Genomic DNA, 16763 nt, shown 5'->3' with positions numbered 1-16763 from the left:
ACGTAAGAGCTCTAGCTCATGTTCACTTAATTCATACGCTTGTTTGGCTGTTTAATTGTCAAAGACGCTGTTTCTGAACGAAACAACTATTCAAATATAGCACATCGTTTTTGTTCTGTCAACAAGATTTTTCACCTTTCTTGCGACCGACTTTTGCGATGTGCTAATCATTATAAAAGATGTTTTTATAAATTGCAAGCCTCGGAGATGAAAGAAAAGAAAAAATCTCCTTCTTGAAGACAAGAAGGAGATGAACTAATCTGTGCTGCCCTAGAGCCGGTCGCTTTGGGTATCAGTATACCGGCTACGCTGGTCAAGGGTAATGTGTCCATCCTCTGTTTTAAGGCGGAGAATGTTGCGGGGGTTATCCCCAACGGCGCCCTTCCAGGCCTGCTTACTTTTTTCGCTGATATCCGGTTTTTTCCAGTAACGCTTTGCATAGTTGACTTGGACATCCCCTTGGCTGTCAGCTGTGGCTTCAACCAGGAGGGACCAGGGCAAGCGCTTGGATATGGCGGTGATATGGCCGCTAAAGGTTTGAATATCGGTAATGCCTTTAAAGTTTGGCGTGTAGAGGAAGACATCCCCGGTCTGGTTATCAACGGTCAGTTGCTGGACCTTGTTGTTCCGCAGGACCAGGTCCCCCTGGTCTGAGGCCAGGCTAAACTGGCTGATGCGATTGTCTTCAACCCGCATGGGGCCATCTGTACTCTCTACTTTAGCGCTATTGGCATTGATGTTTTTCAGGGCGATGTCGCCGGCCCCCTTTTGGATAGCCAGGTCATCGGTCCGCAGGTGGTCAATGGTCATGCCACCTTGGTTGGCGCTGATCCGCACCTGGCGGAGGTCAGTTTCCGGCAAAAGGATGCGAAGGGTCAGGGGCTTGGCTGTCCGGCCTTCTTCTTTAGACTGGCAGGTCACTTGCACCCGACCGTCTTTGATATCCGCCGTCACTTTTTCATCGGTATAGCTTTCCCCATACAGGTAAGCGGTTGGCTTTTTGATGGCCGAGGTCATGCCCAACTCGAGCTTGGCACCGGCGGCATCAATGGCCAGGCGGTCAAAGTCCCGGCTGGAGATGGGTATTTCCAACTGATAGGGGGCTTTTACTTTATCAAAGGCGCCGGCTGACTGGTTAAAGCTTAAGTTCAAAGCTATAAATGCAACCAGGGCCAATAAAGCGACCACAAGGAGGCCTATCCAAACAAAACGTAATTTGTGGAGTATTATCCTGGCTCTCGCGTCCAAAGCAAAACCTCCTATCCATACCAATACGCGCAACCGCCAATGCTGTCTAAGTCTATTCTACACGTGAAGAACCTTTACTGCAAGCATTAAGAAAAAAATCAGGTCTCTGCTTCAGTCCCCCGGTAGAGGGGGAGGCGAACGGTGAAGATGGTCCCTTCCCCGAGCTGGCTGGACACCTGGATGACCCCGTCATGGGCGTCCACCAGACCCTTGGTAATAGCCAAGCCCAGGCCGCTACCGCCGGTATCCCGCGCCCGGGAGGCGTCGGACCGGTAAAAACGATCGAAAACGTGGGCCAGGTCCTGGGGACTCATGCCCAGACCGTTATCTTGAACGGTAATGATAAAGTATTTGTCGTCCGCCTCTGCAGCCAGGGTCACCTGGCCGCCATCGTTGGAGTAGCGCATGGCATTGCTCACCAGGTTGAGGACAATTTGCTTTAACCGTTCAGGGTCGGCATAGCAATAGGGCAGGTTATCCGGGGTATCGATGGTCACCTGGATATCCCGGGAGGCGGCTTCAGCGTCAAGCAGGACGAAAAAGTCCGCAAAGAAGGACTTGAAATCAATGAGGGTTTTCGAAAGGTCAATATGGCCGGCATCCAGCCGGGAAATGCTCTGGAGCTCCTTGACCAGGTTGGTCATCCGGAGGACCTCATCATAGAGGGCTGATATTTCCACCGGCGACAGGGACTCGGTGCGGAGCAGTTTGTTTTCCAGGGAGGCGGCAATGGCAGTGAGCGGTGTCCGAAGTTCATGGCTGACATCGCTGAAGAGCCGGGTCCGGGCCTCGCTGTTTTTTTCGATTTCCAGGCCCATTTGGTTAAAGGCTGATGCCAATTCGCCAATTTCGTCATCAGAGTAGACCACCACCGGCACAAAGTGGTCACTCTTGCCCATCTTGCGCACATTTTCAATAAGCTTGCGCAGGGGCTGGACCATATTTTGCGATAGAACCAGGGCAATAATAAAGGCGATGAGGTTGGTCGCCAGGATCCCCTTGATGACTGAGTGGCTGACATTGCGGATAAAGCTTTCTTCCAGGACCCAAAACTTGTGGTCAAAGTAGTCCACCGGCAGGAGGTAGCCGATGACCTCCTCCCCCCTTTCCAGGGGAAAGCCGTGGTTTAAAAGGGAAGAATCAACCGTCAGGCCAATGAAGTTTTTCTGGGGGTGGACCAAAATCTGCCCGGACTGGGAAACCAGGACAATGGGCCGCTGGTAAGCCTGGCCGAGGGACATGGTCCGATCCGGCTCCTCGCTGACATTTAACCGCTCGACCCCCTCCCAACTGTTGTCATGGGTCTCGTAGTAGTCCATAAAAATGTCATACCATTCGGTTATTTCCGACTGGCGAGTTTCAAATAAAAACTGGTCAAAGGACCGGGTGGTGCTATCGATGGTTAAGGCGCCAATGAGCAGGCCGCCTATGGTCACCACCGAGAGCAGGACAAAACTAATCTTCTTGGATAGGCTCATACTGGTCCCCAAACTTATAGCCTAGCCCGTAAACGGTCTGGATAAAGATCGGCTTTTGTGGGTTCGGTTCGATTTTTTTCCGTAAATTGCTGACGTGGGTATCGATGGCCCTTTCATAGCCGGCATAACTTTCTCCCAGGGTTGCGGTCAATAGCTGCAGGCGGCTGTAGGGCCGGCCGACATTTTCCGACAGGGTAATGAGAATGGCGTATTCCGAAGGGGTCAGATCCACTGTCTCATCGTTGTAGCGGACCTCCCGCCGGTCCAGGTTGATCTTAAGGGGACCAAAGACCCGGACATCTTCCAGGTGGTCGGCCACCGGCCGGCTGCGCCGGAAGACAGCCTTGACCCGGGCATTGAGTTCCCGGAGGGAGAAGGGTTTGGTGATGTAGTCATCAGCACCCAGTTCCAGTCCCAGCAGCTTGTCGATTTCTTCGCTCCGGGCGGTGACCATGATGATTGGAGTCGTATGCTCCTTGCGGATGGTCTTGCAGACATCAATCCCATCCAGCTTGGGCAACATCAGGTCTAAGATGACCAGGTCCGGTTTTTCTGCCTCAAAAAGGGCCAGGGCCGCTTCCCCATCGCCCGCTTCGACGACCTTGTAGCCTTGGTCTGTAAAATAGTCGGTTATATTTTGACGAATGTTTTCTTCATCCTCAACAACTAAAAGTTTCTCCTGCATCCAATCATCCTTTCATCAGCTGCCTGTAAAGGCCTCTTTCCGCCTATGGGCGATGGCCAGGTGGTAGTAGTCCAAGAGCTGTTGGCTGCTCACTGTCCAGCTATAGCCTTCCGCATAATGGCGAGCCGCCACTGACATGGTCTTGAGCCGGCTGGCATCCCGGAGACCATTAATCTTTTCCATTAAATCATCTGTATCGGTAAAGGAAACCAGGTAGCCGGTTTCGCCATCTTTGATCTGTAGCCGCATGGTGGGGGTATCCTGGGCCAGGACCGGCAAACCGGAGGCCATCCCTTCTAAAATAACCAGGGCCAGGTCGGCCTTGTCGCTGGGGTAGACCAGGGCATCTGCCGAGGCATAGGCCTGGGCTAAGATTTCACCACTCAGCTGGCCTGTAAAAACGACCTGGTCACTGGGCAAGAGCTTGCGCAAGTGGCGCAAGTAAGGCCCATCGCCGATAACGGCCAGGTGGATATCCGGTGCCCGCTGCAAGAGGCTTTCCAACCGGTCGATTTGCTTTTCTTTTTCGACCTTGCCCACAAAAAGAAAAAGCAGGCCTTCCTCATGGCCCCCGGTTAACTGCCGCCGCATGGTTTCATCTGCATGCCGGGGGTGGAAATGGCTCGTTGAAACCCCTACTTTTAAACAGGCAACCCGCTCAATCCCGTGGCTGCGCAAGACGTCCCGCCACTTGACCGAGGTCGCCAGGTTGATATTGGCCAGGTTGTGGAGTCGGCGGATGACTCGCCAATAAAGCCTTCCCAGGACTTTCAGGTTCAGACGGTGTTTCTTTAACCATTTATCTATATCAAAGTGGTGGCTCATAACCAGGGGAATGCCCAGCTGCTTGACCATCAGGGCCCCGCAAGCCCCTAAAAGGCTGGCATTGACGACGTGGACCACATCCGGTTCCAGCTCATAAATGAGCCGCCGTAGGGGGAGTGCCATCCGTTTCCAGCGAACCGCCCGCCAGAGGGGGATGTCATACCGCCCCAAGCTAACGATATCTGCACCTTCAAATATCCCTGACCGTCCCGCTGCCGTTATTACTGTTACATCATGACCGGCTTTCTTGAGATAGCGTATCGCCTCCACGAGACGCGTGACTGTACCATTTATGGAAGGATAGAAGGTCTCAGTGACAATGAGAATTTTCATTTCTGTCGCTCCTATCAAAACCTATCAGTTATTTTTGGCCCGCCAAGAGGCGCGCCCTTCACAGATAAGTATATCAAAAGCCCTGCAGAACAACAAACATCAGTAAAGTTACAAAGCCCGGTCTAATGCCTTTCCCGCTTTTTTCTGCAAGTCTTTTGTTAGGCAAAAGACCCTGGTCTTACGGCTATTTCCCAAGGTTAATTTGGTATAAAAAAACCGCCAACCAAGTCCGGTTGGCGGATAAATCCATGGTAAATATGGGTGCTGGTTATCTCTTGGAGAACTGCGGTGCACGACGGGCTTTTTTAAGGCCGTATTTGTGACGTTCTTTCATCCGCGGGTCACGGGTTAAGTAACCGGCACGTTTTAGGGCCGGGCGGTAGTCCGGGTCTGCCTGTAAAAGGGCACGGGCAATCCCCATGCGGATAGCGCCGGCTTGGCCGGTGCTGCCCCCACCGGTAGCATTGACGCGAACATCAAAGCGGCCGGTGGTTTCAGTTAATTCGAGGGGTTGCATAACAATCATTTCTAAGGTTTTAAGGCCGAAGTAATCGGACATTTCTTTGCCGTTAATCGTCACATTGCCATTGCCGGGAACAAGATAGACACGTGCAACAGAGCTTTTGCGACGACCAGTGCCGTAGTATTGAATCTGAGCCATATAGGTCCCTCCTGTTCTTACTTATCTAAAACGATCGGCTGTTGCGCAGCATGCGGATGGTCGGCACCATCGTAAACTTTCAGTTTGCCGAACATTTTCCGGCCAAGACGATTGTGCGGGAGCATCCCCTTAACGGTGCGTTCAAACATGAAAGACGGTTTGCGTTCTTTCAGGTCGCCGTAAGTAACGGATTTTAAGCCACCGGGGTAGCCGCTGTGACGGTAGTATTTCTTTTGGCTTTCTTTTTTACCCGTTAAGACAACGTCTTTGGCGTTGATAACGATAACAAAGTCACCGCAGTCAACGTTCGGGGTGTAAGTCGGTTTATGTTTACCGCGAAGAATAGCTGCCACTTGGGTAGCAACGCGGCCTAGGGGTTTGCCTGCGGCATCGATGACATACCATTTACGATCGACCTCGCCGGCTTTGGCCATGTAGGTTGTACGCATTATTTATCCTCCTTGATACGGAATCTCATGTGTGTTTGTGACTATTCACCATGTGATCCGGGGCTCTGGATCTGTCATCGGTGGTAATCATACCGTACTATCATATGACTTTACCAGACAAATGTCAAGAGGATATTGCTTTTTTACAAGCTAATCTTGAAGCCAGTCGGATAAGAGAGCCATTTCCGCATCGGTGCTGACGATTTGCGACAAGGGTGAGATGGTGGCATAGCCGGCCCGCACATAATAAAGGTCTGTCTCCACTTCCAGTTCATCCGGATAACGGTTGCAAATCCGGATGTGCTCCTCTTCCCCGAAAGACCCCACCCACTCGTATTCATCGGTGATGTGGGCATCGCAATTAATGGCCTTTAGGCCCTTGATCTGGTCATAGGGTAGGGCCGGCGTATTGACACTAAGGACGGTCCGGCCGGCAAAGTAACTGGGCGGCAGGGTCTCTAAAAGATTGAGGACCACCTCTGCTGCCGTATCAAAGTAGATATGCTGGCCGGCAATTTGAGCCGAAACGGCGATGGCCGGTTTTTCCAGCCGGGCCGCCTCCAGGGCGGCGCTGACGGTGCCGGAATAGGGCACGTCCCCACCAACATTGACTCCGAAATTGATGCCGGACAGGACTAGGTCGACATCCTGGAGCAGGTAGCGGAGGCCCACCCGAACGCAGTCGGCCGGGGTCCCTGAAACGCTATAGGCCGGGGTCATCAGGGACGGAATCTGCACCTTTTTCAAGGCCATGGAGCGGAAGAGGGTAATGGCCCGGCTCTTCCCGCTTTGCTCCACTTCCGGGGCAATAATGCTCAGCCGGTGGTCTGTTTTTTCCATAATATGCCGGGCCAGGGTGGCAATGCCCGGGGCAAAGATCCCATCGTCATTGGTCAGTAAAATATGCATCAGTGGTCTCCTTCTAGGCTTTACAAGAGGTAGAGTCTATCCTGGACCAGGGCTTCACCAACCCAGGTCCGGTCGATATAGCTAATGAGCTTATCCATCATCTGGTCGGCCTGGGCGTCGGTGCCGGCCAGGCCGGTTAGGGCCAGGGTCGCCCGCTGCCATTTGTTCCGGTCTCCTATTTCCAGGAGGGAAATGTTAAAGTGGTTTTTTAGACCAGCCTTGAGACTTTCCAGGGGCATCCGTTTTTCTTTGAGGTTGTGGGCCTCGGGCAGGTGGAGGTCCACTTCCAGGTAAAAGAGGGTCATGCCTGAATCCCGCGAATGGGGATTTGAGCCCGGACCGTCTCTATACTTTCCTTATACAGGCTGGCGATCCGGACCTGGACGTCGGTGCCCAGGTCATGCTCAACAGTGCCCCAGGGGTTTACGACCAAAGAATGGGCCCAGCTGACATAGCCCCCGTCGGTTTGCCGGGCCGGGGCACAGGCCAAGAGCCAGCTTTGAGCATCCATGGCCCGGGCCCGCATCAGGAGCTCCCAGTGAAGGGGGCCGGTGCTGGGGTTAAAGGCCGCCGGGTAAATGAGACAGTCTGCCCCCTGGCGGACCATATCCAGGGCCTGGTCCGGAAAGCGGACATCAAAGCAGATACCCAGGCCAAAGGTCCAGCCCAGGGCCTCGAAGGTCGTGCTTTCCTCGCCCGGGGTCAGGACATCCGACTCCCGAAAGTATTGCCCACCGGCGATATCAATATCAAAGAGGTGTTTCTTGCGGTGGTAGGCAAGAGGCTCGCCCTGGGCGTCGTAGACGAAGGATGTATTGTAAATCCGGCCTTCGTCGTCCCTCTCCGGGATAGACCCGCCAACGATAACCATCTCCAGCTCCCTGGCCATGTTGGATAAAAAGGTCGCCGTTTTACCGGTCGGCCCTTCTGCATAGTCAGCGAAGACAGCGGTATCATAGGGGGTCGTCCACATTTCCGGAAGGACGACGAGCCGGGCCCCTTTGCCGGCTGCCTCCCGCAGGCCCAGGGCCGCCTTGGCCAGGTTTTCATCCTTGTCGGCCACCACCGGCAGCTGCAGCAGGGCGACTTGTAATTTGTCCATACAAAATACACCTCTCATTGACTGGATATTTACATGAAAAAGAAACGACGCACCAGGGGCACGCCGTTATCTTTTTTCGTGAATTTCTGTGACTAAAAATTTCTTAGTAAAGCCGCCACGGCGGGCCCGTTTGTCCAAGCGGATTTGCTCTAGGTCCTGAAAGGACAGGTCATGGGCTTCACAAATGGCGTAAATGACTTCCAAGACATCTGCCAGCTTATCAATATCCTTGCTGGTCTGGTACTCAGCCAATTCTTCATCGAGTTTTTCATCCAAGGCGTCTAAAAAGGCCTGGTCGTCATCTATCACTTCATGCACACACTTATCGCCGCCGGCAACGATGGCCTCGGGGACCCGGTCCCGCACCAATTTATTATAAATTCGTTTGTCCATGATACACCTCTTTCGCTCAATTTTATTGTAGCCAGTATACCATATTCGCCCGCCATAAAACAGTAGCCGGCCTATCTTGACATGATTTTACCCCAATGATAGCATAATTGTATGAGAGAGGAGGGAGACCCATGCGGATTGGCTTTATCGGCGACTTACACATTGACTATAACACCCACCATGACTTCCTGACCGCCCTGGCCCAGGCCTGCGACCAGTTAGACTTGGATACCATCGTCTTTTGCGGGGATACCCTGACCGGCGCTGAAAAGGCCCTCTCCTTTTATGGCCGCATGCAGGACCGCACCCAGACCCGGGTCTTGCAAATCCCCGGTAACCACGAGCTTTACTGCTTGCCGGAAAAAAACAAGACCAGTCTCTGCCTGGATGCCGATGAATACATGGACCTCATGCTCAACGATGAAGCCACCTCCCTTTTTAAAAACCCCATCGTCCACGGGCAGTGGTGCATTATTGGCGGGCCCAGCTGGTATGACTACTCCCTCCACCGGAACTACCGGCGGATGGACGCCATGGCCAAGCACCGCTTTCTCCGGCGCAATCCGGAGTATAAGTACCTGCAAAATACCGACCAAAACCCCTTTATCAACGAAAAAATCACCGCCAGAAGCCTGATGCTCATGGAACGCCAGCTGCGGACCATCCGGGAGCGGGCCCACGGCAAGGAATACAAGATCTGTTCCGCCATCCACATGCTGCCCCTGGCTGAAATGTACAAGAGCAGCCATGTCTGGGCAACGACGGTGGCCTTTATGGGCAGCAAGTACTACGCTGAATTATACGAAAGTTACGGCGTTGACCTCTGCATCTGTGCCCACTCCCACATCCGCCGGACCCTCATGAAAAACGGCACCACCTATGTTAATGTGTCCCTGGGGCACAACTTCAAGTGGAAGTATAAGACCGACCTGTTAAAGGAACTCTTAGACACCATCTATGTTTTAGATATTTAAGCCGCCGCCTGGCGGTTTTTTTATGCCAAATCCCTATCCAGCCCCTATTTTGTGCTAAGATAAGACCAGTTCAGAGAGGAGGATCTTATGTCCATTCACCAAAACTTATCCAGCAAGGCCTACCTCTACCAGGTCCAGCCGGAAAACCTAAACCCCAATCACACCATGCACGGCGGCCACATCGTCACCTATATGGATGATACCGCCGGCACCTGCTGCTATGACTGGGTCCTCACTTATGGTGACTACGGTGAAGGCTTCCAGATCTTTACCGCAGCCATCCATGATATCCGCTTTTTCAAAGCCCCCCAGCCCGGCGACCTCCTGCGCTTTACAGCCAGCATAATCCGCACCGGCCGGAGCGCCATGGATACCATCATCTACTGCGAAATTATCCCGGAAACAGACCCGCCCCAGTTGGCTGCCATAGGTTTTATGACCTATGTTTGCCTGCGGCCCGATGGATCCAAGGCCAGGGTGCCTGCCCTCTCCCCCCGCGGCGCAGCCGGGGAAACCTTGGCCCAGCTGGCTGAAAAAATCAATAGCCATTCTAAGGCGCTCTACGCCAAGCCCCACCCGGAAAGCTAGGCAAAAAAAAGCCCTGCCGCAGGGGCAGGGCCAACATCAGCCTTATTTTTTAACGGTTAAAAGTTCATCGGTATCTCGCGGTTCCGGCATGCTGCCCGGTAAACCAAAGGGCATTTGACCGATTAATTCCCAGTCCGGAGAAATGTCAAAGGTCTTGGCCACTTCTTCGTCGATTAAGGGGTTGTAGTGCTGGATATTGGCAGCAATCCCTTCAGCAGCTAAGGCCGTCCAGATGGACTGGAGCAGGACCCCTTGAACCTGGTCTGCCCAACGGGGGAAGTTGTGGGCATAGGCCGGGTATTCTTCCTGGAGGTCTTTGATCCGTTGGGGGACGTTATAGTATAAGATGGTCCCATAACCGGCAGCAAAGCCATCGATTTTCGCATCTGTGGACTTGAATTTTTCCGCATCATCCACGACCTTGCGGAGGGTTTCACGGACGATTTCCCAGAGCTTTTTATGATTATCTCCCAGGAGTAAAACCAAGCGGCCGCTTTGTACATTCATCGGGGACGGGGCTTCTTCAGCAATCGTTTTAATCAGAGCGGCCAGTTCTTCATCAGAAATAGGCAACTCTGCAGTTAAATCATAATTAGACCGACGCCAAACCATAGCGTCTTTTAATGTTTTAGACATGTAGCTCCTCCTCATATTATACTTCAGCGAAGCACCGAGCCAACCCGGGGCTGCACTTGAGTACTATTTAACCTTCATGTTTATATACATACCCAAAATGATGACCTGTAAACTTGACAAGAAAAACATCCTTCGCTATGATATTACGGAGCTTTTGGGAGGTTATCCATGATAAAGCATCAGGAATTTTTACGCGCAGCCATAGAAGAAGCGGAAAAAGCCGCAGCCAAGGGCGATGTCCCCGTTGGCTGTGTCATCGTCCGAAAGGGTGAAATTATCGCACGCGGGCACAACCTGCGGGAGGCCCTGCATGATCCCACTGGACATGCGGAAATCATTGCCCTCCGCCGGGCAGGTGAACACCTAAACCGCTGGCAGCTGGACGACTGTGACCTCTACGTCACCCACGAACCCTGCCCCATGTGCGCCGGTGCCCTTGTCATGGCCCGGATCCACACCCTCTACTACGGCTGTGATGAACCCCTGACCGGCGCCTGCGGCAGCCGGCTAAACCTGGTTCAGTTCCCCGGCTTCCCCCACAACGTCCATGTGGTCGGCCCCCTGGCTCAAGAAACATGCGCCGCCTTAACGCGTCGTTTTTTTAAAGAGAAACGCCGGTAAGTATTTTTGGAGAGTTGTCCGAGCGGTTGAAGGTGCGACACTCGAAATGTCGTGTACCCGAGAGGGTACCCAGGGTTCGAATCCCTGACTCTCCGTCTTGTATAAATTATAAGCTTTATCCATAAACAAAAACGTGATGGTTGAGCCTTTCTTATTTTCCCCACTTGCCAATAATTTACATCTATTAACAAAAATTCGAACCATTTTCGAACCAAAATTAGCTTGCCACGGCTTTTACTCGCATTAAACAAATGAATATTCTATAAATGCATTGCCCCTAAAGTTAAACCTAGAAAATCCAACATTAGGGGTTTTGCATGGCAAAATATAATTACAAATTCAAACGAAAGGTATCAGAAGCGATTACAGGTTATGAAACCAGTGGATGTAGAAGCCTAGCAGGAAAAATCCAAAAATTAGATCTCCGTCTTTATAAACATACCCCAGCACAAAAGCCAAGCCCCACGCACTATGGGGCTTGGCTTTTAATATCTCATCATCTACTCGATTTGACCGATATGGTAGACCCCTACGCCGATGAGGCCGGGGCCTGTATGAACGGCTAGGGCCGGGTCCAATATGGCGTCGACCATGGGTTTGGCCGGGGTCAGGCCTTCCTCCATCTGGGCCTTGACCTGAGCTTCTTCATCCGGGTCAGCGGCGCTACAGATGGCAGATAGGTAGTGGTCGCTTTGTAAGGAAAATTCGCGCACTTGCTCAATAATTTGGGTCAGGGACTGGCGTCTGCCCCGTGTTTTTTTTACAACATAGTAGATCCCATCGTCATTACAGGAAATAACCGGCTTAATCCGCAGGGCAGTGCCGAATAAGGAGGCCACCAGGCCAATTCGACCCCCTTTTTTCAGGTATTCCAGGGTATCTAAGGAAAAGAAGACCTTGGACTTTTTAAGCTGACTTTCCAGGTAGGGGCAGATGGCTTCAAAGCTGGCCCCTTCGTCAATCTTATGGATGACATCCAGGGCAAAAAAGCCGGCGCCGATACCTATATTTTTCGTGTCAAAGGTGAAAATTTCCAGGTCGGTCATATCCTTAACCATTAAGTTCACCATGTTATGGGTACCGGAAAGGTTAGCGGAAATATTAATCACGATGACTTGCTTAAAACCGCGGGCCCGAATGGCGTCAAAAACCCGGGTGATATCATCACCACTGGGTAGGGAAGTGGTCGGAATGTCTGCCGGCATCCGCGCAATAATCTCATCCGTGGTAATATCCAGATTGGCGATAAGGTCTTCATTGCCGTAAATGACATGGAAGGGTAATTCAAAAACGTCTGCCCGCTCCAGGTAGGCTTCCGGTAAATCGCATCCGGTATCAACGACTGCGGCTATTTGCTTATTTGCTGTCATACTTTCCCTACTTTCTTGGTTCTGGGTCCTGGCCGGCCTCATTTAAAGCCTGCCCCTTCCGGTTTCGTTCTCCCCGCCGACTGAGCGGCTCGCCACTTTCGTGGAGGATGGCGAGGACTTCCTTGGCAAAGAGCTGGCTGGCCACAGATAGGGTGGCCATATGCATCCCCATCATGGCTGTGGGGAGTTTGTCGATCATGTGGCGGCTATCGTGGTTTCCCTGGGCCAGCCGCCCAATATGATGGAGGCTGCGCTCATACTGCTTGCAAAAAAGGTTATAGGCCGCCTGGTAGTCGCCTCGAAAAGCCATCACCTGTAGCTTAAGGCCATCTGAAATATCCTGAATGGATAAAACCGGCTTCAGCAAGACGATGACCAAAAGATAGGCCAGGTGGATGCGGCTATACCTTTTTTTCAACGGCTTGGGGATAATCCTTAATTTCACATAGTTATTGATCATGGCCGGTGTCAGCAGCTTATCCGCCTCAGTCATTTTCAAAAAGGCACAATGCTCATTGATAAGTGGCACCAACTGGTCCATGTATATCTGAAAATCCGGTAGCTCCTCCCAGCGGGGTAGGTGAACCGCTTCAAGACTCTGCCCCCAAGCCTTTAGTTTATTTTCAAATTGAGACATAACTACCCTCCATTTAAAAACCACAATCAGTATACCACGTTTACAAAATTATTCAACCTGGTTTTTAAAACTACATAAATTTTTTAAAAGGGATCTATCTAGTTTATTATTTTTTAATTTTCTAAAATTTCGGCTATAATAGATATAGCGTCCTATTGCTACTGTTTTGTTTTTATTATATTTATAGTTAAAATACATCTGAGAGAAGGTTGACAAATGAGGAATCGTCCACAAATCGTTATTTTAGGTGCCGGGTATGCCGGTTTATGTACTGCCCACCGTTTGCAAAAGAAAGTTAAACCAGGAAATGCAATGATTACCCTGGTTGACCGCAGGAGCTACCATGTCAATAATATCTCCCTCCATGAGGTTGCCTTAGGAAACGCCTTGGCCCAGGACGTTTCCTATGACTTGGTACCTGTTGTCCGTGAACCCCATGCCCGGGTCCTCCAGGCTGAAGTCATTAGCATTGACCTTGAAAAACAAGTGGTCCACACCTCTGCTGAGGACTTGGAATATGACTATCTGGTTATTGCCCTAGGCTTTGTGACGGAAACTTTTGGGATTAAAGGAATGGAAGAGCATGCCTTTCATATCGAAAATTTTATCCAGAGTGAAGCCATTTCTAGACACATTGAAGACCGGTTCCGTGACTATGCTTTTACGGAGTCTTTACGGCGTAACCCGCTGGATTTATCTATTATTGTTGGTGGGTCCGGCTTTACAGGCGTCGAGTTACTTGGGGAAATGGTCGACCGGATTCCCCTTTTATGTAAAAAATATGGTATTAGCCAATCCCTGGTAAACATCCGCTGTGTCAGCGCCGACAAAAAGTTCTTACCGATGTTTACAGATAAACAAGCCAAGTATATTATGGACTACTTATCTGACGGTGGGGTCGACTTCTATATGGACGCCATGATTAGCGAGGCCACCCCTAATAGCTTTAAATTCACGAATAGAAATGGGGAGCAGGAATTTAAGGCCAATACCCTGATTTGGACCGGTGGGGTCAGCGGCAGTCCACTCATGAAAGAAACCTTTGGAGATGCTGTCAGACGAGGGCGGCTGGTGGTCAACCAAGACTTAACCGCACCGGGGCATGAAAACGTCTTTGTCATCGGTGATGTTGCGGCCTTTATTTCCAAAGGATCTGACCATCCCGAGGGCACCACAGCTCAAATTGCCACCCAAATGGGGACCGCCACAGCAGATAACATTGCCCGGACCCTGGCCCACCGTCCCCGCCATGACTTTGTTTTCAAAAACAGCGGGACCGTCTGCTCTTTAGGGGCTAGACACGGCCTGGCTTCTGTCTATGGTTTTACGATTACCGGCTTCCTCGCCATGCGGCTGAAGAAGTTTGTTGAAACCCTAACCGACTATAAAATTTCCGGCCTTTACAACGCCATCAAGCATACCCGGCTCTTCAAGCTGATCAACTTCTAAGCATCAAGCAAAAAATACCTGCGCACGATTGCATCGTGCGCAGGTATTTTTATTTCTAGCTAGGCGGGTCGTCTTCCGACTAGCCTTGTAAAAGTTTTTTCGCCCGGCTGCGCCCTTCATAAAAGATCCGCTCGGTATCCAGCCGGGGCCAGTCGCCTGCCTGGTAGACCAGCTGGCCGGAGGCATAGACCCGGTCGACGTCATCGGGATGGGCGGCGTAAATCAGGGTGGCTGCCGGGTCATGGTTGGGAATCCACCAGGGTTTGTCTGTATCAAAGCAGACCAGGTCAGCCGCTTTGCCGACGGCGATGCTGCCGATTTCCTCATCCCAGTGGAGAGCCTGGGCCCCTTCAATGGTGGCCATAGTCAGGGCCTCTTGGGCAGAGACCAGGGTGGGGTCCAGGCAGGTGAGCTTTTGCATGAGGGCAGCCAGTTGGGCGTCCCGCAAGACAGACTGGGCGTTGTTGGAAGAGGCCCCGTCTGTACCGATGCCCACCTTGACCCCGGCCTGGCGGAGGTCAGCCACCGGGCAGGCACCACTGGCCAGCTTCATATTACTGGCCGGGTTATGGGCCAGGCCAACGCCATTGGCGGCCAGAATGGTCTTGTCTTCCTCTGTAAGCCAGACCCCATGGGCAATTAGACAGGGGCCCTTGAAGAGTCCGGCGGCCTGGGCCAGGGCCACCGGGGTCTGGCCGTATTTTTCCTGTAATTCGTCAAACTCTTCCTTAGTCTCGCTGACATGGATATGGATGCCGGTTGCCCGGCTCTGGGCGTGGGCAGCCACTTCTGCCAGGTAGTCGGGCGAGCAGGTATTGGTGGCGTGGGGGCCGTACCAGACCTTGATCCGCCCACCTTCGGCATTGTGCCAACGGTCATAGAGGGCGTCATTTTCTTTGAGGGAATGGCGGTCGTCATCGTTAAAGCCGATCATCCCCCGGGAGAGGTTGGCCCGGATGCCGGCATCCAGGCAGGCCTGGGCCACAGCATCCATGTGGTCATACATGTCGGCGATGACCGTCACCCCGGCTGCCAGCATTTCAACCAGGCTGACCAGGGTGCCCCAGTAGACGTCTTCATCGGTGAGCTTGGCCTCTACCGGCCAAATATATTCGGTAAGCCAGGCCTTTAGGTTCTGGTCTCCTCCATAGCCCCTAAGGAGGCTCATGGCCGCATGGCTGTGGGTGTTGACAAAGCCCGGGGTCACCAGGTAATGGCTGGCATCGACAAGGTCCAGGCCGGCTTCCGGGTTAAGGGCCTCTCCCAGCCCGGCAATTTTTCCATCTTGGATCAGGATGTCCCCCCGGGTCGGCGTCAGGCCATCTCCGGCCAGGTAGCTGGCATTTTGAAGCAGGGTGCCCTTAGTCATGGCTCTTGGCCCCCTCTTTCTCAGGAAGGTCGGCATCCTCAGCCGGTCCTTCTTCGGGTGCGTCAGCCTCTTCTTCTGTATCCAGAGCTGTTATCCTGGTAAAGAGGGCTTCGGCAAAGTCATCCGCACTAAAGGGGAGGAGCTGGTCCATTTGCTCCCCAACCCCAACGAACTTGACCGGCAGGTCATACTCGGAATTAATCCCAATGACTACCCCACCCTTGGCGGTTCCGTCGAGCTTGGTCAGGATGACCCCGGTCAGGCCGGTAGCTTCGCTAAAGGCCTTGGCCTGGGAAAGGGCATTCTGCCCGGTGGTAGCATCCAGGACCAGGAGGACTTCCCGGAGGGCTTCCGGGGCCTCCCGGTCAATGATCCGACGGATTTTATTGAGTTCGTTCATCAGGTTGACCTTGTTATGAAGCCGGCCGGCCGTATCAATAATAAGCCAGTCAATGCCCCGGCTTTTCGCGGCTGCAATGGCGTCAAAAACCACCGCTGCAGGGTCCGCCCCTTCCTGGTGGGCAATGACCCCACAGCCGACCCGCTCGCCCCAGATTTTCAGCTGGTCGGCGGCGGCGGCCCGGAAGGTGTCCCCGGCAGCCAAGAGGACCTGCTTACCTTCCTTTTGGAGCAGGTGGGCCATCTTCCCGATGGAGGTCGTCTTGCCGACCCCGTTGACCCCGACGACCAGGATGATATTCAGGGCGCCGGATATTTCATCCAGGATCGCTTCCGGGGCGGCCAGCCGAGCCTGGAGCTCTTCGGCCAGGGCCCTTTGGAGGTCTTCAGCGGTCTTGAGCTTGTCCTTCCGCTCCCGCTCCCGTAAGTTTTCAACCAGATCCAGGGCTGTTTGGACGCCGACATCCCCGGAAATTAGGGCCTCTTCCAGCTCTTCATATAAGTCATCATCGATTTCCTTACCGGAAATCATACCAAATAACTTATCCATAAAGCCATGGCGGGTCTTGGCCAGGCCCTGGTTGAGCTCTCGATTGAGGGCCTCGCTATCGGTCATTTCTACTTGAGCTGCAGACTT

19 protein-coding genes and 1 tRNA gene are annotated in these 16763 nt (G+C 52.7%); 5 read left to right on the top strand and 15 right to left on the bottom strand.

Going from position 1 to position 16763, the window contains the following annotated elements:
- Positions 1 to 270: 270 nt before the first annotated feature.
- From ACLGL1_RS05475 to ACLGL1_RS05430, 10 genes are all read right to left on the bottom strand, one after another.
- Positions 271 to 1248: a DUF4097 family beta strand repeat-containing protein gene (locus ACLGL1_RS05475; RefSeq protein WP_411007740.1), complete on the bottom strand. Its 978-nt coding sequence runs from the start codon at positions 1246 to 1248 to the stop codon at positions 271 to 273.
- A 98-nt stretch (positions 1249 to 1346) separates the two neighbouring features.
- Entirely contained in the window at positions 1347 to 2726 is a 1380-nt protein-coding gene (locus ACLGL1_RS05470) for a sensor histidine kinase (protein ID WP_411007739.1), read from the bottom strand.
- A complete protein-coding gene (locus tag ACLGL1_RS05465) occupies positions 2704 to 3411 on the bottom strand; it encodes a response regulator transcription factor (RefSeq protein WP_411007738.1) in 708 nt (235 codons plus the stop codon). Before ACLGL1_RS05465 ends, ACLGL1_RS05470 begins: the two co-directional genes overlap by 23 nt.
- 15 nt (positions 3412 to 3426) lie before the next feature.
- On the bottom strand, positions 3427 to 4569 hold the full coding sequence (locus ACLGL1_RS05460) for a glycosyltransferase (RefSeq protein WP_411007737.1): 1143 nt from the start codon (positions 4567 to 4569) through the stop codon (positions 3427 to 3429).
- A gap of 268 nt (positions 4570 to 4837) precedes the next feature.
- Positions 4838 to 5230 (bottom strand): 30S ribosomal protein S9, encoded by a 393-nt coding sequence (rpsI, locus tag ACLGL1_RS05455; RefSeq protein ID WP_408977898.1) that lies wholly within the window; start codon positions 5228 to 5230, stop codon positions 4838 to 4840.
- Between the two features lie 17 nt (positions 5231 to 5247).
- Entirely contained in the window at positions 5248 to 5679 is a 432-nt protein-coding gene (rplM, locus tag ACLGL1_RS05450) for a 50S ribosomal protein L13 (protein WP_411007736.1), read from the bottom strand.
- 150 nt (positions 5680 to 5829) lie between these two features.
- Positions 5830 to 6588, bottom strand: a complete 759-nt coding sequence (gene surE / locus ACLGL1_RS05445) for a 5'/3'-nucleotidase SurE (protein ID WP_411007735.1) — start codon at positions 6586 to 6588, stop codon at positions 5830 to 5832.
- A 20-nt stretch (positions 6589 to 6608) separates the two neighbouring features.
- Positions 6609 to 6893 (bottom strand): DUF503 domain-containing protein, encoded by a 285-nt coding sequence (locus ACLGL1_RS05440; RefSeq protein WP_411007734.1) that lies wholly within the window; start codon positions 6891 to 6893, stop codon positions 6609 to 6611.
- On the bottom strand, positions 6890 to 7690 hold the full coding sequence (locus ACLGL1_RS05435) for a carbon-nitrogen hydrolase family protein (protein WP_411007733.1): 801 nt from the start codon (positions 7688 to 7690) through the stop codon (positions 6890 to 6892). The genes ACLGL1_RS05440 and ACLGL1_RS05435 overlap by 4 nt, the downstream gene beginning before the upstream one ends.
- 66 nt (positions 7691 to 7756) lie before the next feature.
- Positions 7757 to 8083 carry a phosphoribosyl-ATP pyrophosphohydrolase gene (locus ACLGL1_RS05430; RefSeq protein ID WP_408977893.1) on the bottom strand — a complete coding sequence of 109 codons (327 nt, stop codon included), beginning with the start codon at positions 8081 to 8083 and terminating at the stop codon, positions 7757 to 7759.
- Positions 8084 to 8214: 131 nt separating this feature from the next.
- On the opposite strand from ACLGL1_RS05430, the gene ACLGL1_RS05425 reads away from it, so the two are divergent.
- Together ACLGL1_RS05425 and ACLGL1_RS05420 are read left to right on the top strand one after the other, a co-directional pair.
- Positions 8215 to 9057, top strand: coding sequence for a metallophosphoesterase (locus ACLGL1_RS05425; protein ID WP_411007732.1), 843 nt, complete (start codon positions 8215 to 8217; stop codon positions 9055 to 9057).
- Positions 9058 to 9144: 87 nt separating this feature from the next.
- A complete protein-coding gene (locus tag ACLGL1_RS05420; protein ID WP_411007731.1) occupies positions 9145 to 9645 on the top strand; it encodes an acyl-CoA thioesterase in 501 nt (166 codons plus the stop codon).
- A 42-nt stretch (positions 9646 to 9687) separates the two neighbouring features.
- Here ACLGL1_RS05420 and ACLGL1_RS05415 read toward each other — a convergent pair whose 3' ends face one another.
- On the bottom strand, positions 9688 to 10281 hold the full coding sequence (locus tag ACLGL1_RS05415; protein ID WP_411007730.1) for a nitroreductase family protein: 594 nt from the start codon (positions 10279 to 10281) through the stop codon (positions 9688 to 9690).
- A gap of 168 nt (positions 10282 to 10449) precedes the next feature.
- On the opposite strand from ACLGL1_RS05415, the gene tadA reads away from it, so the two are divergent.
- A complete protein-coding gene (gene tadA, locus ACLGL1_RS05410; RefSeq protein ID WP_411007729.1) occupies positions 10450 to 10902 on the top strand; it encodes a tRNA adenosine(34) deaminase TadA in 453 nt (150 codons plus the stop codon).
- An 8-nt stretch (positions 10903 to 10910) separates the two neighbouring features.
- Positions 10911 to 10997 (top strand) — tRNA-Ser (locus ACLGL1_RS05405).
- A gap of 405 nt (positions 10998 to 11402) precedes the next feature.
- Here ACLGL1_RS05405 and ACLGL1_RS05400 read toward each other — a convergent pair.
- Entirely contained in the window at positions 11403 to 12272 is an 870-nt protein-coding gene (locus ACLGL1_RS05400) for a DegV family protein (RefSeq protein ID WP_411007728.1), read from the bottom strand.
- A gap of 7 nt (positions 12273 to 12279) precedes the next feature.
- Complete coding sequence (locus ACLGL1_RS05395; protein ID WP_411007727.1) at positions 12280 to 12909, bottom strand: DUF1836 domain-containing protein; 630 nt, start codon at positions 12907 to 12909, stop codon at positions 12280 to 12282.
- Positions 12910 to 13125: 216 nt separating this feature from the next.
- Here ACLGL1_RS05395 and ACLGL1_RS05390 point away from each other — a divergent pair, with 216 nt between their 5' ends.
- A complete protein-coding gene (locus ACLGL1_RS05390; RefSeq protein WP_411007726.1) occupies positions 13126 to 14358 on the top strand; it encodes an NAD(P)/FAD-dependent oxidoreductase in 1233 nt (410 codons plus the stop codon).
- A gap of 79 nt (positions 14359 to 14437) precedes the next feature.
- Here the strand turns inward: ACLGL1_RS05390 and ACLGL1_RS05385 are convergent, their stop codons facing one another.
- Positions 14438 to 15727 carry an amidohydrolase gene (locus ACLGL1_RS05385; protein ID WP_411007725.1) on the bottom strand — a complete coding sequence of 430 codons (1290 nt, stop codon included), beginning with the start codon at positions 15725 to 15727 and terminating at the stop codon, positions 14438 to 14440.
- On the bottom strand, positions 15720 to 16742 hold the full coding sequence (gene ftsY, locus ACLGL1_RS05380) for a signal recognition particle-docking protein FtsY (protein WP_411007743.1): 1023 nt from the start codon (positions 16740 to 16742) through the stop codon (positions 15720 to 15722). Before ftsY ends, ACLGL1_RS05385 begins: the two co-directional genes overlap by 8 nt.
- Between the last annotated feature and the right edge of the window lie 21 nt (positions 16743 to 16763).

The sequence above is a fragment of the Peptococcus simiae genome, assembly GCF_046569735.1.
GTDB lineage: Bacteria > Bacillota > Peptococcia > Peptococcales > Peptococcaceae > Peptococcus > Peptococcus simiae_A.
Note: the sequence above shows the minus strand (reverse complement) of the source record. Positions and strands in the feature narration are given on the sequence as shown.

What these genes read in the sequence shown, in the direction of transcription:
- ACLGL1_RS05465 (WP_411007738.1), bottom strand. Translation starts at nt 3,411, where the DNA reads ATGCAGGAGAAACTTTTAGTTGTTGAGGATGAAGAAAACATTCGTCAA.
- ACLGL1_RS05470 (WP_411007739.1), bottom strand. Translation starts at nt 2,726, where the DNA reads ATGAGCCTATCCAAGAAGATTAGTTTTGTCCTGCTCTCGGTGGTGACC.
- ACLGL1_RS05415 (WP_411007730.1), bottom strand. Translation starts at nt 10,281, where the DNA reads ATGTCTAAAACATTAAAAGACGCTATGGTTTGGCGTCGGTCTAATTAT.
- rpsI (WP_408977898.1), bottom strand. Translation starts at nt 5,230, where the DNA reads ATGGCTCAGATTCAATACTACGGCACTGGTCGTCGCAAAAGCTCTGTT.
- ACLGL1_RS05395 (WP_411007727.1), bottom strand. Translation starts at nt 12,909, where the DNA reads ATGTCTCAATTTGAAAATAAACTAAAGGCTTGGGGGCAGAGTCTTGAA.
- ACLGL1_RS05390 (WP_411007726.1), top strand. Translation starts at nt 13,126, where the DNA reads ATGAGGAATCGTCCACAAATCGTTATTTTAGGTGCCGGGTATGCCGGT.
- ACLGL1_RS05425 (WP_411007732.1), top strand. Translation starts at nt 8,215, where the DNA reads ATGCGGATTGGCTTTATCGGCGACTTACACATTGACTATAACACCCAC.
- ACLGL1_RS05400 (WP_411007728.1), bottom strand. Translation starts at nt 12,272, where the DNA reads ATGACAGCAAATAAGCAAATAGCCGCAGTCGTTGATACCGGATGCGAT.
- ACLGL1_RS05460 (WP_411007737.1), bottom strand. Translation starts at nt 4,569, where the DNA reads ATGAAAATTCTCATTGTCACTGAGACCTTCTATCCTTCCATAAATGGT.
- ACLGL1_RS05435 (WP_411007733.1), bottom strand. Translation starts at nt 7,690, where the DNA reads ATGGACAAATTACAAGTCGCCCTGCTGCAGCTGCCGGTGGTGGCCGAC.
- ACLGL1_RS05420 (WP_411007731.1), top strand. Translation starts at nt 9,145, where the DNA reads ATGTCCATTCACCAAAACTTATCCAGCAAGGCCTACCTCTACCAGGTC.
- surE (WP_411007735.1), bottom strand. Translation starts at nt 6,588, where the DNA reads ATGCATATTTTACTGACCAATGACGATGGGATCTTTGCCCCGGGCATT.
- rplM (WP_411007736.1), bottom strand. Translation starts at nt 5,679, where the DNA reads ATGCGTACAACCTACATGGCCAAAGCCGGCGAGGTCGATCGTAAATGG.
- ACLGL1_RS05440 (WP_411007734.1), bottom strand. Translation starts at nt 6,893, where the DNA reads ATGACCCTCTTTTACCTGGAAGTGGACCTCCACCTGCCCGAGGCCCAC.
- ACLGL1_RS05385 (WP_411007725.1), bottom strand. Translation starts at nt 15,727, where the DNA reads ATGACTAAGGGCACCCTGCTTCAAAATGCCAGCTACCTGGCCGGAGAT.
- ftsY (WP_411007743.1), bottom strand. Translation starts at nt 16,742, where the DNA reads ATGACCGATAGCGAGGCCCTCAATCGAGAGCTCAACCAGGGCCTGGCC.
- tadA (WP_411007729.1), top strand. Translation starts at nt 10,450, where the DNA reads ATGATAAAGCATCAGGAATTTTTACGCGCAGCCATAGAAGAAGCGGAA.
- ACLGL1_RS05430 (WP_408977893.1), bottom strand. Translation starts at nt 8,083, where the DNA reads ATGGACAAACGAATTTATAATAAATTGGTGCGGGACCGGGTCCCCGAG.